At 67.9% G+C, this 14987-nt stretch carries 11 protein-coding genes and 2 pseudogenes; 8 read left to right on the top strand and 5 right to left on the bottom strand.

Going from position 1 to position 14987, the window contains the following annotated elements:
* Nucleotides 1-58: 58 nt before the first annotated feature.
* The 4 genes and pseudogenes from ACZ6O0_RS39720 to ACZ6O0_RS39705 form a co-directional block, all read right to left on the bottom strand.
* Nucleotides 59-616, bottom strand: a complete 558-nt coding sequence (locus tag ACZ6O0_RS39720; RefSeq protein ID WP_465770241.1) for a DUF72 domain-containing protein — start codon at nt 614-616, stop codon at nt 59-61.
* Between the two features lie 70 nt (nt 617-686).
* Nucleotides 687-890 (bottom strand): annotated as a pseudogene (locus ACZ6O0_RS39715) (DUF72 domain-containing protein); the annotation flags it as partial.
* 70 nt (nt 891-960) lie between these two features.
* Entirely contained in the window at nt 961-2040 is a 1080-nt protein-coding gene (locus tag ACZ6O0_RS39710; protein WP_465770240.1) for an inositol-3-phosphate synthase, read from the bottom strand.
* A 9-nt stretch (nt 2041-2049) separates the two neighbouring features.
* Nucleotides 2050-2619, bottom strand: a complete 570-nt coding sequence (locus ACZ6O0_RS39705) for a PadR family transcriptional regulator (RefSeq protein WP_360363309.1) — start codon at nt 2617-2619, stop codon at nt 2050-2052.
* Between the two features lie 227 nt (nt 2620-2846).
* Here ACZ6O0_RS39705 and ACZ6O0_RS39700 point away from each other — a divergent pair.
* The 7 genes and pseudogenes from ACZ6O0_RS39700 to ACZ6O0_RS39670 form a co-directional block, all read left to right on the top strand.
* Nucleotides 2847-3440 (top strand): annotated as a pseudogene (locus ACZ6O0_RS39700) (TIGR00366 family protein); the annotation flags it as partial.
* A 112-nt stretch (nt 3441-3552) separates the two neighbouring features.
* Nucleotides 3553-4167: a TIGR00366 family protein gene (locus ACZ6O0_RS39695; protein WP_465770318.1), complete on the top strand. Its 615-nt coding sequence runs from the start codon at nt 3553-3555 to the stop codon at nt 4165-4167.
* A 162-nt stretch (nt 4168-4329) separates the two neighbouring features.
* Nucleotides 4330-6549, top strand: a complete 2220-nt coding sequence (locus tag ACZ6O0_RS39690) for a transglycosylase domain-containing protein (RefSeq protein WP_465770239.1) — start codon at nt 4330-4332, stop codon at nt 6547-6549.
* Nucleotides 6550-6670: 121 nt separating this feature from the next.
* Nucleotides 6671-7867, top strand: coding sequence for a mannosyltransferase family protein (locus ACZ6O0_RS39685; protein WP_465770238.1), 1197 nt, complete (start codon nt 6671-6673; stop codon nt 7865-7867).
* A gap of 47 nt (nt 7868-7914) precedes the next feature.
* Complete coding sequence (locus ACZ6O0_RS39680) at nt 7915-8265, top strand: hypothetical protein (protein WP_465770237.1); 351 nt, start codon at nt 7915-7917, stop codon at nt 8263-8265.
* A 224-nt stretch (nt 8266-8489) separates the two neighbouring features.
* Nucleotides 8490-9002 carry a SigE family RNA polymerase sigma factor gene (locus ACZ6O0_RS39675; protein ID WP_465770236.1) on the top strand — a complete coding sequence of 171 codons (513 nt, stop codon included), beginning with the start codon at nt 8490-8492 and terminating at the stop codon, nt 9000-9002.
* Nucleotides 8999-9802 carry a hypothetical protein gene (locus ACZ6O0_RS39670; RefSeq protein WP_465770235.1) on the top strand — a complete coding sequence of 268 codons (804 nt, stop codon included), beginning with the start codon at nt 8999-9001 and terminating at the stop codon, nt 9800-9802. The genes ACZ6O0_RS39675 and ACZ6O0_RS39670 overlap by 4 nt, the downstream gene beginning before the upstream one ends.
* A 19-nt stretch (nt 9803-9821) precedes the next feature.
* On the opposite strand, the gene ACZ6O0_RS39665 is transcribed toward ACZ6O0_RS39670, so the two are convergent.
* Nucleotides 9822-13727, bottom strand: a complete 3906-nt coding sequence (locus tag ACZ6O0_RS39665; RefSeq protein ID WP_465770234.1) for a GH92 family glycosyl hydrolase — start codon at nt 13725-13727, stop codon at nt 9822-9824.
* A gap of 302 nt (nt 13728-14029) precedes the next feature.
* Between ACZ6O0_RS39665 and ACZ6O0_RS39660 the strand changes: the two genes are divergently transcribed.
* Nucleotides 14030-14929 (top strand): NAD-dependent epimerase/dehydratase family protein, encoded by a 900-nt coding sequence (locus ACZ6O0_RS39660; RefSeq protein ID WP_465770233.1) that lies wholly within the window; start codon nt 14030-14032, stop codon nt 14927-14929.
* Nucleotides 14930-14987: the final 58 nt, after the last annotated feature.

Genomic DNA, 14987 nt, shown 5'->3' with positions numbered 1-14987 from the left:
GGAGAACATATGGAGATTCGGTCCTGTCCCAGCGACGAACTTTCCGTGCTGTGGATAACTAGAACAGCGTGGGCGGCTCGACCTCGACCGGCTGGGGCAGCGGCTCGACGCTGGGGACGAGTGCACGGACCTCGGCGTGGAAGCGGCGGGCCAGGTTCAGTGCCTCCACGTTGTCCGGAGTGTGCAGGAAGATCGTCGGCGAGCGGCCCTCCGCGAGCCACGCCACGACGAGGTCGATCAGATAGCCCCATCCTTCGACGGTCTCGGCCACCGAGTCGCGGCCGATGTAGCGGACGATCGGGTGCCCGGTCAGCGCGCGCGTACGGCGGACGACGCGAGGCTTCTTCATCCACGCGTCACGTTCGGCGAAGCTGGTCGGGCGACGGGAGAAGAGGGTGCCAGTGTCGAACGGGATCCACTCGGCCCCGACCCGGCCCAGGACCTGTTCGAGCCAGCCGGCCGACCGGGCATCGTCGAAGAACGCCGGGTGGCGGACCTCGACGGCGTACCGATAGTCGCGCGGCGCGTGGTGAAGGAACGCGGCGAGTGTCCCGAGGTCGTTCGGTGCGAAGGACGCCGGAAGCTGGATCCACAGCGCATGGTTGCGCTCGGCCAAGGGGCTCGATCGCGGACAGGAATGCCCGCAGCTCCACCTCGCTACCGGAGAGGCGCCGTTCGTGGCTGATGAGTTGCGGCAGCTTCACGACGAAGCGGAAGTCCGCCGGCGTCTGCCCGGCCCACTTCTCGACGGTCGAGCGGGACGGCGTCGCGTAGAAGGTCGTGTTGCTCTCGACCGCGTTGCAGCACGAGGCGTACCACTGCAACTTCGAGCGCGCCGGCTGCGGCCAGCCGGGGTGGGTCCACTGCGCACACCCCACATGCAGTCGCATCGGCCCAATCTAAAACAGCCCCGCAGCCGGCCCGAAGGCCGGCTGCGGGGCTGCAGGGACGTTCTTTACGTCAGCGCTCGACCTCGCCGCGGATGAACTTCTCCACCAGGTCGCGGCAGACGTCGTCGGCGTACTGCTCCGGCGGCGACTTCATGAAGTACGACGACGCCGACAGGATCGGGCCGCCGATGCCGCGGTCCTTGGCGATCTTGGCCGCGCGGATCGCGTCGATGATGATGCCGGCCGAGTTCGGCGAGTCCCAGACCTCGAGCTTGTACTCCAGCGACAGCGGGACGTCGCCGAAGTTGCGGCCCTCGAGCCGGATGAACGCCCACTTCCGGTCGTCCAGCCAGGCCACGTAGTCGGACGGGCCGATGTGCACGTTGCGGCTGTCGATCTCGTCGCGCAGCTGCGAGGTGACGGACTGGGTCTTGCTGATCTTCTTGGACTCCAGGCGCTCGCGCTCGAGCATGTTCTTGAAGTCCATGTTGCCGCCGACGTTCAGCTGGTACGTGCGGTCCACGGTGACGCCACGGTCCTCGAACAGCTTGGTCAGCACGCGGTGCGTGATGGTCGCGCCGATCTGCGACTTGATGTCGTCGCCGACGATCGGCACGCCGGCCTCGGTGAACTTGTCGGCCCACTCCTTGGTGCCCGCGATGAACACCGGCAGCGCGTTGACGAACGCGACGCCCGCGTCGATCGCGCACTGCGCGTAGAACTTGGCCGCCTGCTCCGAACCCACCGGCAGGTAGCAGACCAGTACGTCGACCTGTGCCTCACGCAGCGTGGAGACCACGTCGACCGGCTCGGCGTCGGACTCGGTGATGGTCTCGCGGTAGTACTTGCCGAGACCGTCGAGGGTGTGACCGCGCTGCACCGTGATGCCGGTCGGCGGCACGTCGCAGATCTTGATCGTGTTGTTCTCGCTGGCGCCGATCGCGTCGGCGAGATCCAGTCCGACCTTCTTGCCGTCGACGTCGAAGGCGGCGACGAACTGCACGTCGCGGACGTGGTAGTCGCCGAACTGGACGTGCATCAGACCGGGGACGCGCTCCTCGGGCTTCGCGTCGCGGTAGTAGTGCACGCCCTGGACGAGCGAGCTGGCGCAGTTGCCGACACCGACGATCGCTACGCGGATCGAGGTCATCTGAACTCCTTAGGTAGGCGGTTGGTGCAGGTCAGGGGGCCGCTGTTGCCGCCGCTCGCCGTCGATCAGCTCGTTCAGCCAGCGGACCTCTCGCTCGGCCGACTCCAGGCCGTGCCGTTGCAGCTCGAGGGTGTAGGCGTCGACCCGCTCCGCGGTGCGGTTCATCGCGGCCCGGAAGTTGGCCAGCCGCTCCTCCATCCGGGCACGCCGGCCCTCGAGGATGCGCAACCGGGTGGCCGGATCGGTCCGGCCGAAGAACGAGAACCGGACGCCGAACGTGTCGTCGTCCCAGGCTGACGGACCAGCGTCGTGCATCGCGTGCGCGAAGTAGTCCTTGCCGTCGGCGGTGATCGTGTAGACGATCTTCGGCCGGCGACCGGACTCCGGTGACCCGGAGTCGGCCGTGATCAGGCCGTTGCGGAGCATCGCCTTCAGACACGGGTAGAGCGACCCGAACGACAGCACGCGCCCCCAGCCGAACTGGGCGTTGACGCGCTTGCGGAGCTCGTAACCGTGCATCGGCGCTTCGTGCAGCAGACCGAGTACGGCGAGTTCCAGGACCCCACTGCGGTTTCCCATGACCCCCACCTCCTCGGTCCAGTTTGTCATGACCTGATGTATCGGTTCGATACATCGTGCCGCCAGGGTAAGCACACCCGACGGCTGTGGACAACTCTTGACAAAGTCGGGGTTTGTCAGGTCGAGCGCGCGGACGCCCGGAAACCTGTTACGTCAGGCGCCGATCTGCGTTAATCGGTTGACACACAGAGTGGTGGTCCAGGAGCGGAGGGTCATGGCCGACAGCCATGCGAAGCACGCCAAGCACGAAGTCGAGGACGAGGGCCCGCTGGCCCGGACCGTTGCGGTTCACCACCCTCGCCGAGAAATGGCTCCCGGACGCGTTCGGGTTCGTGCTGGTCGGGACGTTCGTGGTGCTGCTGTTCGGGCTCGTCACCGGTGAGCCGCTGCTGAAGCGCCCCGACGATCCGGCCGCGACCAAGGGCTTCGGCATGGTCGATGCCTGGGGCCTCGGGTTCTGGTCGCTGATCACGTTCACGCTGCAGATGGCGATGATCATCACCGGCGGGTACGCCGTCGCGACCAGCGGACCGGTCGCCCGGTTGATCTCCCGGCTGGCGCGGATCCCCAAGAAGCCGCGGACCGCGGTGGCGTTCGTGGCCGCGGTCGCGATGCTGGCGTCGTACCTGAACTGGGCGTTCAGTCTGATCTTCGCCGCGATCCTGGCGCGCGAGGTGGCTCGCAACGTGCCGAAGGCGGACTACCGCGCTTTGGGCGCGATGGCGTTCCTGGGGCTCGGCACCGTGTGGGCGCAGGGGTTGTCCGGCTCGGCCGCGTCGCAGGTGGCCAGCGCGAGCAGCAGTCCGGCGCCGGTGCAGGAAGTGATCAAGGCGGGCGGACGCCCCAGTGGGCTGATCCCGCTCAGCGACACGATCTTCACATGGCCTAGAGACCCAGGCGCGTCGGCCGGGGGACTGGCTCGAGCACTCACCACTGTTCAGTCTGCTGATCGTCCTGCTCGGTGCGGTCTATCTGCTCCGCTACTTCAGCGGGAAGAGCTTCTTCAACACACTCGACCTCAACACGGTCAACCTCATCCTGTTCCTGCTCGCACTGCTCCTGCACTGGCGCCCGTGGCGGATGGTCCGGGCGGTGCGCGACGGTGCGCCCGCGGCGGCCGGCGTACTGCTGCAGTTCCCGCTGTACGGCGGCATCTTCGGCATGATCGCGTACACCGGGATCTCGGCCCGGCTGGCCGGCTGGATGGTGCAGGCGAGCAGCCAGTTCCTGTTCCCGCCGCTCGTCGCGATCTACTCGTGCATCCTCGGCATCTTCGTCCCGAGTGGTGGCAGCAAGTGGGTGATCGAGGCGCCGTACGTGCTGCAGGCCGCCACCGAGCTCCAGGTGGACGCGGGCTGGATGGTCGTCGTCTACGACCTCGGGGAGGCGAGCGCCAACCTGCTCCAGCCGTTCTGGATGCTGCCGACGCTCGCGATCCTCGGGCTGAAGGCCCGCGACATCATGGGCTACACCTTCACCCTGTTCCTGGCTTGCTTCCCGGCGGCGCTGATCGCTGTGACTCTGCTCGCACCGCACATGACCGGGTAATCGCTTGCCGAAGGCCCGGGATAGATCTCGGTAAGGCTTGTTCGCGCCCGAATCGTGCCTGACCGCCTGGCTTGCTAGCATCCGGAGCGGATTCGGGCGCGTTACCACACCCACCGTAGTCTGTGGGGCAATGACTTCCGCGAGATCGTCGAGGATTGCACTGTGAGTGAAGCTCGTAGAAAGGCCGTCAAGCCCCCACGCCTGAAGAAACACTGGGCGCTGCGGGTGCTCGGCTGGCTCGCCGCGCTCTTCTTCATCGGCATCATCGGCGCCGTCGCCACCTTCTTCATCGTCTACCAGACGACGAAGATCCCGGACCCGAACAAGGAGTTCGCGACCAACACGACGACGGTGACCTGGGACAACGGGTCCCGGGCGCTGGGGACGTTCTACGAGCAGAACCGGCACTCGGTGCCGCTGTCGCAGATCCCGAAGCACGTCCAGGACGCGGTCATCGCGGCCGAGGACCGGACCTTCTGGACCAACCCCGGCATCTCCCCGTCCGGCATGGCTCGCGCGGCGTGGAACATCGCCCGCGGCGAGCAGTTGCAGGGCGGTTCGACGATCACGCAGCAGTACGTGAAGATCATGTACCTGACCCAGGAGCGAACGGTCTCCCGCAAGTTCGAGGAACTGTTCATCGCGACGAAGCTGAGCCGGCAGCAGGACAAGAGCAAGACCCTCGAGGGCTACCTCAACACCATCTACTTCGGTGAGGGCGCGTACGGCATCTCCGCCGCCGGCGACGCCTACTTCAAGCAGCCGGATCCGCGGAAGCTGAGCGTGCCGCAGGCGGCCTTCCTCGCGACGGTGCTGAACAACCCCACCCTGTTCGACATCGACGACAAGGATCCGCGGACGCAGAAGCGGATCATCGAGCGGTACCACTACGTCCTCGACGGGATGCGGCTGAGCGGCACGATCACCGAGGCGCAGGCGACCGCCTACGGCAAGAAGTTGCCGAAGATCGACAAGAAGGAGAAGAACAACCGCTACAAGGGCTCGACCGGATTCCTGCTCGACATGTCCCGCAAGGAGTTGCTGCGGCTGGGCTTCGACGAGGACCAGATCAGCGGCGGCGGTCTCAAGGTCGTCACCACCTGGAACTACGACAAGCAGAAGCAGATGGTCGCCGCGGCGGAGGACGAGCTGCCGGAGAAGCGGGACAACCTGCACGTCGGGATGGCCGCCGTGACGCCGGGCACCGGGGAGCTGGTCTCCATGTACGGCGGGCCGGACTTCCTGAAGAACCAGTTGAACTGGGCAACGGCGCCGGCCCGGCCGGGGTCGGGGTTCAAGCCGTTCGCGCTGGCCGCGGCGCTCAAGGAGAACAAGAGCATCTACGACACCTTCCAGGGTGACAGCCCGATCGAGGTCCAGGGCCTGAAGCTGAACAACGAGTTCGACCGCGACTACGGCGACGTGACCCTGCTGGAGGCGACCGAGCAATCGATCAACACGGCCTTCTACGACCTGGTCGACAAGCAGATGGACGACGGCCCGGACAAGGTCGTCGACGCCGCCGAGGCCGCCGGGATCCCCAAGGGCAAGTACCTCGAAGCCGGCCGGGGCAACCCGTCCACTGTGCTCGGTCCGGACCCGTACGCGTCGGCGGTCGACATGGCGAACGCCTATGCGACCTTCGCGGCCGACGGGAAGTACGCGCCGCTGCACACGATCAAGAGCGTGACCGGCCCGGACGGCAAGGTCTTGTGGTCGGCGGACAAGAACCTGGCGAAGCCGAAGCAGACGATCGACCCCGAGGTCGCCAAGATGGTCAACTACGTCCTCCAGGACGTGGTCCAGAAGGGGACCGGTACGGGCGCGAAGGAACTGGACCGCCCGGTGGCCGGAAAGACCGGTACGGCGGGTGGCGTCGCGGTCGAGGACCGGGCCGAGAACGCCAAGTGCGACGGGTGCAAGGACGGCTCGGCGACCCTGACCTCGTGGTGGACCGGGTACACGCCTCAACTGTCCACCGCGGTCGTGTACCGGGCCGGCAAGACCGGTGAGAGCAACCTCGACCCCTACTCGGACGACGCGGCGTTCTTCGGTGGCAACTGGCCGCTGAAGACCTGGCTGGCCTTCATGGATCCGGCGCTCAAGGGTCAGCCGGACGCGGAATTCGCCGAGCCGGACGAGGACGCGATCGAGGACAGCCCGACGCCCACCTACACGCCGTCGGAGACGCCGACCATCACCCCGCCGACCAACACTCCCACGAACACCCCGAGCAACACCCCGAGGAACACCCCGTCGAACACTCCGAGCAGTACGCCGACCAAGACCAAGCCGACGCGTACGCCGATCTGGCCGACGATCCCCACCGGGGGACCGCAGCAACCGACCGACACCCCGAAGAATCCCAGCGGCGGCCAATAGCTCCCGAGAACCGGCCGCGGCCCGGGTGCTTCAACGACAGCACTGGCCGCGTGCCCGGTGGAACGGATGGGGCACGATAGGGGGATGACTCGGGTGGACTGTGGTGTGCGGTGGTGCTGCCGTGTTTGAGCGGACGGCTGCCGACGAGCCGCAGCCGTCCGGACAGGCGCGGCGGGCTCGGGTCGATGGGATGTGGTGGCAACGGTGGATGCCATCGGCTCAGGGGCGGGAGGTACTGGGGTGGTGGCTGGTCACCCGGGCGAGTCTCTTTCTGCTGTCGATCTCGGCGCCGTTGCTGTTCAACCGGGGGAGTGACTACCCGAACGTCTGGCACGCCTGGTTGCAGTGGGACGTCTGGCATCTGAACGCGGTCGCCGAGTTCGGGTACAACCACGGGGAGCCGTCGGGCGCTCCGCTGGCGGCGTTCTTCCCCGGGTTCCCGGTGCTGGTCCGGATCGTCAGCTGGACCGGGATCGGATACGTTGCCGCGGGCATCGTCGTGTCGGCGATCGCCAGTGCGGTCGCGGGCATCTACCTGGCGCGGCTCGCGCAGTACGAATTCCCGGAGCTCAAGGGGATCGGTCCGAACGCGGCGATCATCTGGTACGCCGCTCCCGTCGGAGTCTTCCTGGCTGCCGGGTACACGGAGGCGCTCTTCTGCGCGTTCGCGTTCCCCGGCTGGCTCGCGGCACGACAGGGCCGGTGGGGCCGGGCGGCGATCTTCGTCGCGCTCGCGGCGACCGTGCGGGTGTCCGGGATCTTCCTCGCGTTCGCGCTGATCGTCGAGTTCCTCACCTCGAAGAAGCGGGACTGGTACTCGCTTCCCTGGCTGGCGCTGCCGGCCGTTCCCGTCCTCGGTTTCATGGCGTACCTGAAGCAGATCCACGGCTCCTGGTTCGCCTGGCAGGAGGCGCAGGAGAAGGGCTGGGCCCGCGAGTTCACCTGGCCGTGGACCTCCCTGATGCATACGTTCGAGGCGGCGAGCAAGGGCCACTTCGCCGCCGAGCGCAGCGACTGGACCTGGATGTTCCGGGCCGAGCTGGTCGCACTCTTCGTCGGCCTGCTGCTCCTCGCCTGGCTGCTCTGGCGCCGCTCCTGGGGCGAGGCCGCCTGGGTCGCCGCCACCGTCGGCGCCTTCTGTACGTCGTTCTGGATCTACTCGCTCACCCGGGCGACCCTGCTGTGGTGGCCGCTGTGGATCGGCCTCGCCGTCATGGCACACCGAAAACCCTGGCTCGGTCGCCTCTACCTGGCCCTCGCGATACCTCTGGCCGCCATCTGGGCGGCGGGCTTCTTCACCGGCCGCTGGTCCGGCTGAGTAGTTCTGCTCAGGTACGCCGGCCGCCGGATGCTTAGCGTGAGGCCATGGACACCTGGGGGCGGTCGATCGGCAAGGTTGCGCTGCAGGCGGGGTTCGTCGGGGTGGTGGCGGGCGTCGCGTACGGACTGATGCTCCACCTCCAGGCGCCGCTGTGTCCGCCAACCGCGGTGGACTGCGCGGTCGACTCCTGGGGTGCCCTCTTCGCGATCCAGCTCGGTGGAGTCGCGACCGCGCTCGCGCTGCCGGTGCTGGCGCTCCGCGCGGGGCTGGGCTGGATGGTCGCCGCCGCGGCCACCACGGTCGGGCTGGTTCTCAACCTCGCGTGGTTCCTGGCGACCGCCTCGGACCTGACACTGTCCGGCATGTGGACTCTTTCCGGCGGAGGCAACCCCTGACGGTGCTCGAGCGTCGTTAGGGATGAAGGGGTGGCAGTCCGGGCGGGGACCGCCACCCCTCACAGATTTCCGGCGGAACCTCTCAGGGGCAGGCTTCGCCGGCCAACCTCCGCGCGGGCGGCGGCACCAGCCGCCGCCCACCGGCGTCTCCGGACGGATGCAACCCCTCCCGGTGCTCACCCAGTACATCCAGGGTGGAGATCGCCGACAGCGGAGGGTCGATCGTGAGTGATCGGGACGCACAGTTCCTCGAGTACGCCGCAGCACACCGGGCCCGGATGCTCCGCCTGGCCCGGCTGCTCACCGCGGGGGACGCGTACTGGGCCGAGGACCTCGTCCAGGTCGCCCTGACCCGGCTCTACGTCCACTGGTCGAAGGTACGGCGGGAAGACGGCGCGGCCCGGTACGCCGACCGGATCCTGGTGAACGCGTTCCTCGACGAACGCCGCCGGCTCTGGCGCAAACGCGAGGCGAGCACCGACCGGATGGACGACCCCGAGCCCGCCCCCGGCCCGGACCAGGCCGAGCGGATGACCGTCCTGCAGGCCCTGGCGAAGCTGCCCCGCCGGCAGCACGCGGTCGTGGTGCTCCGGTACTTCCGAGACTTCGACATCCAGACCACCGCAGAGCTGATGGGTTGCTCGCCCGGGACCGTCAAGTCGCAGACCTCGCGCGCGCTGGCGACGATGCGTGATCTCCTCCATGACCCGCTGGAGAGCTTGGAGACGCTGCCATGACCGACCTGAAGGAACTGCTCGACCGGGCCGCCGGCGCCGAACCGGCCGTGACCGACGCGGACCTCTCCGCCGACCTCGACCGCGGCCGCCGCGCGCTGCGCCGCCGCCGGACAACCGGAATCGCGGCCGGCGCCGTCGCCACCGCAGTGGTGATCGGCGTCGGCTGGTCCGTCCTGCCGTCCGGTACGACGAACGGCGCACCCGACCCGGCCGGGCAGGCCACATCCAGTCCGACCGCCACGCCGACGGTGCGGACCTCGCCCAAGCCTTACGTCCCGCTTTCGGCCAGGCGACCGGTCCCGCCGACCGAGCGGGACGACCCTCGCCCGATCCCGCCGGTCCTCGCTGCCTCGGTGCCGCTGGTCGCCAACACCACGCCGTTCCCAGGACCGATCACCTGCGACCTGATCCCGAAGGGCTGGGCGGTCCGGGCGCAGGGATCGAGCGGTGAGCAGGAGCTGTACGACCCGAAGCTGAAGAACCCGAACCAGTACCGTGCCCTGACCTACACGATGGTCGTCCGGCCGTCCGAGATGCTCCCTCGGCCGGGCGGCCTCGGCATCGACCGGGTCGCCGACGAGTCCTGGAACAGGTTGAGGGGCTGGCATGCCGGGGAGAACGACGCAGCCGTCTTCGTGATCCCGGACAGCGAGGGCCGCACCAGCAACCCGTTCCAGAAGGAGGTGTACGCCCGCCAGGGCCAGAGCTCCCACCTGGTCGTCGTCACCAACTACGCCTGGACCCTGTCCTGGGACCCCTTCGCGCTGCTGAGGTTCGCCGGTTCCTGTCACTATCGGTGACAGGAACCGGCGAGTGGGATCAGCCGTAGTTGCGGTCGATCGACTGGGAGGGGGTTGGGCTGGGCTTGGTCTCGGCGACGCGCTTGTCGGTCGGGTGTGTGCCGGGTTCGATGCCCTTCAAGGTGCCGAGGAGTTCGAGCTCGGACAGCGTGATGCCGGCAGCGCCCGCAGCGGGGGTCAGCACCAGGCGGTACTGCGTGTAGGCCTTCGGGGACGCGATGCTGAAGGATCGGGTGTACGACGCCCACGCCCAGCTCTCGCCGGACCGGCGATCCACTGTCGTCCACGTCGTACCGTCGTTCGAGCCTTCGAGCACCCAGGCGGACGGCGCCGTACCGGTGGCACCACTGGTCAGCGTGTACATGCCGACCGGCCTGCCCTGCGGCAGGGCGACCGTGACGGTGGACTGGGCGCCGGGGAGCGTGACCTGGGTCTTCGCGTCGTTGTCGGTCAGTGCGGAAACGTCCGCACCACCGGCACCGACCACGGCGCCCTCGTCGGACGTCGAGTCCCGCCACGTCATCGGGTCCTCGCCGGGGGTGGTGATCGACGGCGGTGCGTCGTTCCGGCCGGTGCCCCACTTCGACGGCTTGTCACCCATCTCGAACTCGATCTTGCCACCGTTGGCGATCAGGTCGTGCGGCAGCGCGGTCGACGTCCACTTCTTCCCGTTCACGCGAACGCTCTGCACGTAGATGTTGCGCGAACTGTTGCCCGGCGCGCTGATCACCAGCTTCTTGCCGCCGGCCAGCCGGACCGTCGCCTTGGTGAACAGCGGAGAGCCGATCGCGTACGTCGGCGAGCCGACCTGCAACGGGTAGAACCCGAGCATGCTGAACAGGTACCACGACGACATCTCGCCGTTGTCCTCGTCACCCGGGTAGCCCTGCCCGATCTCCGAGCCCAGGTACAACCGGGACAGCACCTCGCGGACCTTCTCCTGCGTCTTCCACGGCTGACCGGCGAAGTCGTACATGTAGGTCAGGTGGTGCGACGGCTGGTTGCTGTGCCCGTACTGACCCATCCGGACGTCGCGGGCCTCGAGCATCTCGTGGATCGTGCCGCCGTACCCGCCGGGGTGCAGCGCGTCCTCCGGCGTACTGAAGAACTCGTCGAGCTTCTTCGCCAGCCCGTCGCGGCCGCCGTAGATCGCGGCCAGGCCGGCACCGTCCTGCGGGGCCGAGAACGCCATGTTCCAGGCGTTCGTCTCGGTGTAGTCGTGACCCCAGTCCCGCGGGTCGAACAGACTCGGCGAGTAGCCCCAGACACCGTCCGGGCCCTTGCCCTGGAAGAAGTCGATCGCCGGGTCGAACAGCGTGACGTAGTTGCGGGCCCGGTTGATGAAGTACTTGTAGTTGTCCAGGTACTCCTGCTTGCGCGGGTCGCTCTTCTTCGCCGTGTCGTAGAGCTTCTTCGACATGTTCGCGATGCCGAAGTCGTTGATGTAGCCGTCCATCGACCAGCTGAAGCCCTCACCGGTGGTGTTGGCCGTGTAGCCGTTGAAGGTGGACAGGTCCATGCCCTTGCGGCCGACGTTCTGCGACGGCGGCACCACGGACGCGTTCTTGAGCGCCGCGTCGTACGCCGCCTGGACGTCGATCCCCTTGATCCCCTTGAGGTACGCGTCCGCGAAGGCGACGTCGGACGACGTACCGACCATCAGGTTCGCGTAGCCGGGGGACGACCAGCGCGAGATCCAGCCGCCGTCCTTGTACTGCTGGACGAACCCGTTCACCAGGTCCGCCGCCTCGTCCTGCGCGAACAGCGAGTACGCCGGCCACACGGTGCGATACGTGTCCCAGAAGCCGTTGTTCACGTACGTCTGGCCGGCCACGATCTTCGAGCCGGTCGTGGTCGGGGTGTCGGTGCCCACCTTCGTCGAGGTCGGCGACGCGTAGGTGATCACCGGCTTCGCCGCCGTACCGGTGTTCTCGGAGCCGTTGTTCGGGTAGAGGAACAGGCGGTACAGGTTCGAGTACAGGGTGGTCAGCTGGTCGGCCGTCGCACCCTCGACCTCGATCGTGCGCAGCTTGGCGTCCCACAGGTCCTGCGCGGCGTCCTTCACCTTGCCGAACTTCGATCCGGCCGGCAGCTCCAGCTCCAGGTTCTTCTGCGCCTGCGCGGTGCCGATCAGCGAGGTCGCGATCCGCAGCTGGACCTGGGTGACCTTCGGGTCGAAGGAGAAGTAGCCGCCGACGTTCGCGCCGCCGCCGTTCGACAGCTTGCCGGCGGCAACCACCTTCTGGTCCACCACGCCGTACACGAACAGCCGTCCGGCGCCGGTGGACAGGCCGCTCTTGATGTCGCTGAAGCCGGTCACGACACCGGTCGCGGGGTCGAGCGTCAGGCCGCCGCTGTTGTTCACGTTGTCGAACACCAGCGACGGGTTGCCCGCGGGGAAACTGAACCGCAGGATCGCCGCGTGGTCGGTCGGCGCGATCTCGGCCGCGTTGCCGTTGTCGAACGTGACGCCGTAGTAGTACGGCCGGGCGATCTCGTTGTCGTGGCTGAACGACCAGGCCCGCGCCTTGCGGTCCGCGGTCGGGGTCGCCGCCGTCGACGGCATCACCTGGAACGTCTGCCGGTCACCCATCCACGGGCTCGGCTCGTGGCTGATCGACAGCGCCTGCATGGTCGGCTTGTTGGCCTCGTTGTTGCCCTTGGCGTAGTCGTACAGCCAGGACGTGGAGCCGGCGTTCGTCACCGGGGTCCAGAAGTTGAAGCCGTGCGGTACGGCGGTCGCCGGGAAGTTGTTGCCCCGCGAGAAGCCGCCGGTGGCGTTCGTACCCCGGGTGGTCAGCGCCAGGTCCGACGGGTGCTTGGCCGCGGTCTTCTGGGCCGCGCGGTCGGGGTCGATCGCGGCGGCGATCCGGATGTCGTCGACCCAGCCGCGGAAGTCGGCCGGCCCGGACGGCTTGTCGTACCCGATCAGGATCCGCTGGACAGTCTTGCCGGCGGCGACCTTTCCGAGGTCTGCCTCGACGTTGTTCCACTGGTTCGTGGACAGGCCCTTGGCGTCGCCCTGGCCGCGCGGGCTGAGCTCGAACCCGTGGTGATCGCGCGCCTTCAGGTCGCTCAGGTAGGTCCCGTCGGAGAACGCCAGGTCGAGGGCGGCGTACGTACTCGGGTAGCTCAGGTCACCCTCGACGTGCTCGGGGAAGATCTTGTACGACAGCCGGGTGTCCTTGCCGACCTTCAGGTCGACGTCGGCGATCTTGTTCCAGGTGTAGCCACGGCCCTCGGCCTCCTGGTGGCCGGCGTACCGGAACGACTTGACGCCGGTGAAGCCGACCCGGGCGCGGGCGTTGTAGGCGCTGGTCGGACCGGAGTCGAGCCGCGACTCGGCGACCGGGCCGGGTGGGGGCAGCGGTGCGCCGTTGGACAGGTACCAGTCGGCGAGTTGGACGATGTTCTCGCCGTGGTTCAGCGTGACGTCCAGCTTGAAGAACCTGTACGCCGTCTCGTTGGTGAAGCTGTACTCCTTGGTCTGGAAGCGGTTCTCGAAGCTCTCGCCGGTCCGGGTGTCCAGCGTGGTCCAGGTGGTCCCGTCGTTCGAACCGGCGACGGTCCAGTTCTGCGGGTCGCGGCCGTCGGCGTCGTTGGCCGAGGTCAGCGCGTACTTGCGGATCACCACCGGGGCCGAGGTCTCGTAGACCAGCCAGCCGGTCGGCTCGAACACCAGCCACTTGGTGAACTTGTCGCCGTCGGCCACGTTGGTGGCGATCTCGCCGCCGCCGGTGTTCTCGCCGTTCGCGGTCACCTTGGTGACCTTGTCCATCTCGCTGCCGCCGATCCCGGTCGGCGTCGGGCCGCGGACCCCGTCGGTGCGCGGTTTCCCGTCCGGTCCGGTCTCGACCGTGTCGGTGTAGCCGGGCTGCGGCTGCCCCGGCTCGAACGAGGTGAAGAACGAGGACCCGGAAACCACCGGCTGATCCTCCGACGTGGGTGAGACAGCATGCGCTGGCGTCATGGAAACTGACATTGTCACAACGAGCCCTAGAGACGCGACGAGCCCCAGTGGGCGGCGGAGATCCATCTACGCTCCTTGCACGGCCGGACCGGCGCGACAGCGCGAGCTGTCCGCCAGAGGGTTACGCGGCCCCGATGACAAGGTTGTCAGCCCGCGCCCGGGGTGATCCTGCCCATCATGATCACCCGCGGTCAAGGGTTCGTCGCAGACCGTTCGCCTGTGTCCCGGGGTTGATCGGTCAGCGGTAGGTTGAGGGCATGGACGAACGTGTGCTGGTCACCGGTGCGGCCGGGTTCATCGGGCGGGCTGTGGTGGCCGCGTTGCGGGAGCGCGGGGTGGCGGTGACCGCCGTGGATCGCGAGCCGCCGGATGCCTCCTGGGACGAGGGTGTGCACGTGGTGACCGGTGACCTGGCCGAGCAGGAGGTCTGTATCGCGGCCTTCGAGACCCGGCCGACGGCTGTGGTCCACCTGGCGGCGCTGACGTCGGTGCTGCGTTCGGTCGACGCTCCGATGCAGACCTTCGCCCAGAACGTCACCATCACCCAGGTCCTGCTGGAGCTGTCCCGCGGCAGCGGTGTCGACCGCTTCGTGCTCGCCTCGACCAATGCGGTCGTCGGCAACGTCGGTACGTCGACCATCACCGCGGACCTCCCGCTCCGGCCGCTCACGCCGTACGGCGCGACCAAGGCGGCCTGCGAGATGCTGCTCTCGGCGTACTCCGGCAGCTACGGGATGACCACCGCCGCACTGCGGTTCACCAACGTCTACGGTCCGGGCATGTCGCACAAGGACAGCTTCGTGCCCCGGATGATGCGGGCCGCGCTCACCGGCACCGGAGTCCGGGTGTACGGCGATGGCCAGCAGCGGCGGGATCTGGTGTTCATCGATGACGTGGTGAACGGCGTCCTGCTCGCTTTGGACACCAAGTCCGACGGCCGGGCGATCATCGGGTCCGGCCGGTCGGTGTCGGTGCTCGAGATGATCGAGACCGTGCGTACTGTGACCGGCTGCCCGGTTCCGGCCGAGCACATCGAGGCACCGGCCGGTGAGATGCCGGCGGTCGTCGTCGACATCACCAACGACCTCGGCTACGCCCCGACGGTGTCGCTGGAGGACGGGCTGGCCCGCACGTGGCAGTACTTCCAACAGCAGTGAACTCACAACAACCCCGTCCCCGAGCGAAGCGAGGGGGCGGGGGGCTACTGAGGAAGCA

This window comes from Kribbella sp. NPDC048837 (assembly GCF_055586945.1).
Note: the sequence above shows the minus strand (reverse complement) of the source record. Positions and strands in the feature narration are given on the sequence as shown.

Excerpts from the sequence above, each read along its gene's own strand:
- ACZ6O0_RS39710 (WP_465770240.1), bottom strand. The coding sequence starts at position 2,040 with ATGACCTCGATCCGCGTAGCGATCGTCGGTGTCGGCAACTGCGCCAGC.
- ACZ6O0_RS39680 (WP_465770237.1), top strand. The coding sequence starts at position 7,915 with ATGGACACCTGGGGGCGGTCGATCGGCAAGGTTGCGCTGCAGGCGGGG.
- ACZ6O0_RS39670 (WP_465770235.1), top strand. The coding sequence starts at position 8,999 with ATGACCGACCTGAAGGAACTGCTCGACCGGGCCGCCGGCGCCGAACCG.
- ACZ6O0_RS39660 (WP_465770233.1), top strand. The coding sequence starts at position 14,030 with ATGGACGAACGTGTGCTGGTCACCGGTGCGGCCGGGTTCATCGGGCGG.
- ACZ6O0_RS39705 (WP_360363309.1), bottom strand. The coding sequence starts at position 2,619 with ATGGGAAACCGCAGTGGGGTCCTGGAACTCGCCGTACTCGGTCTGCTG.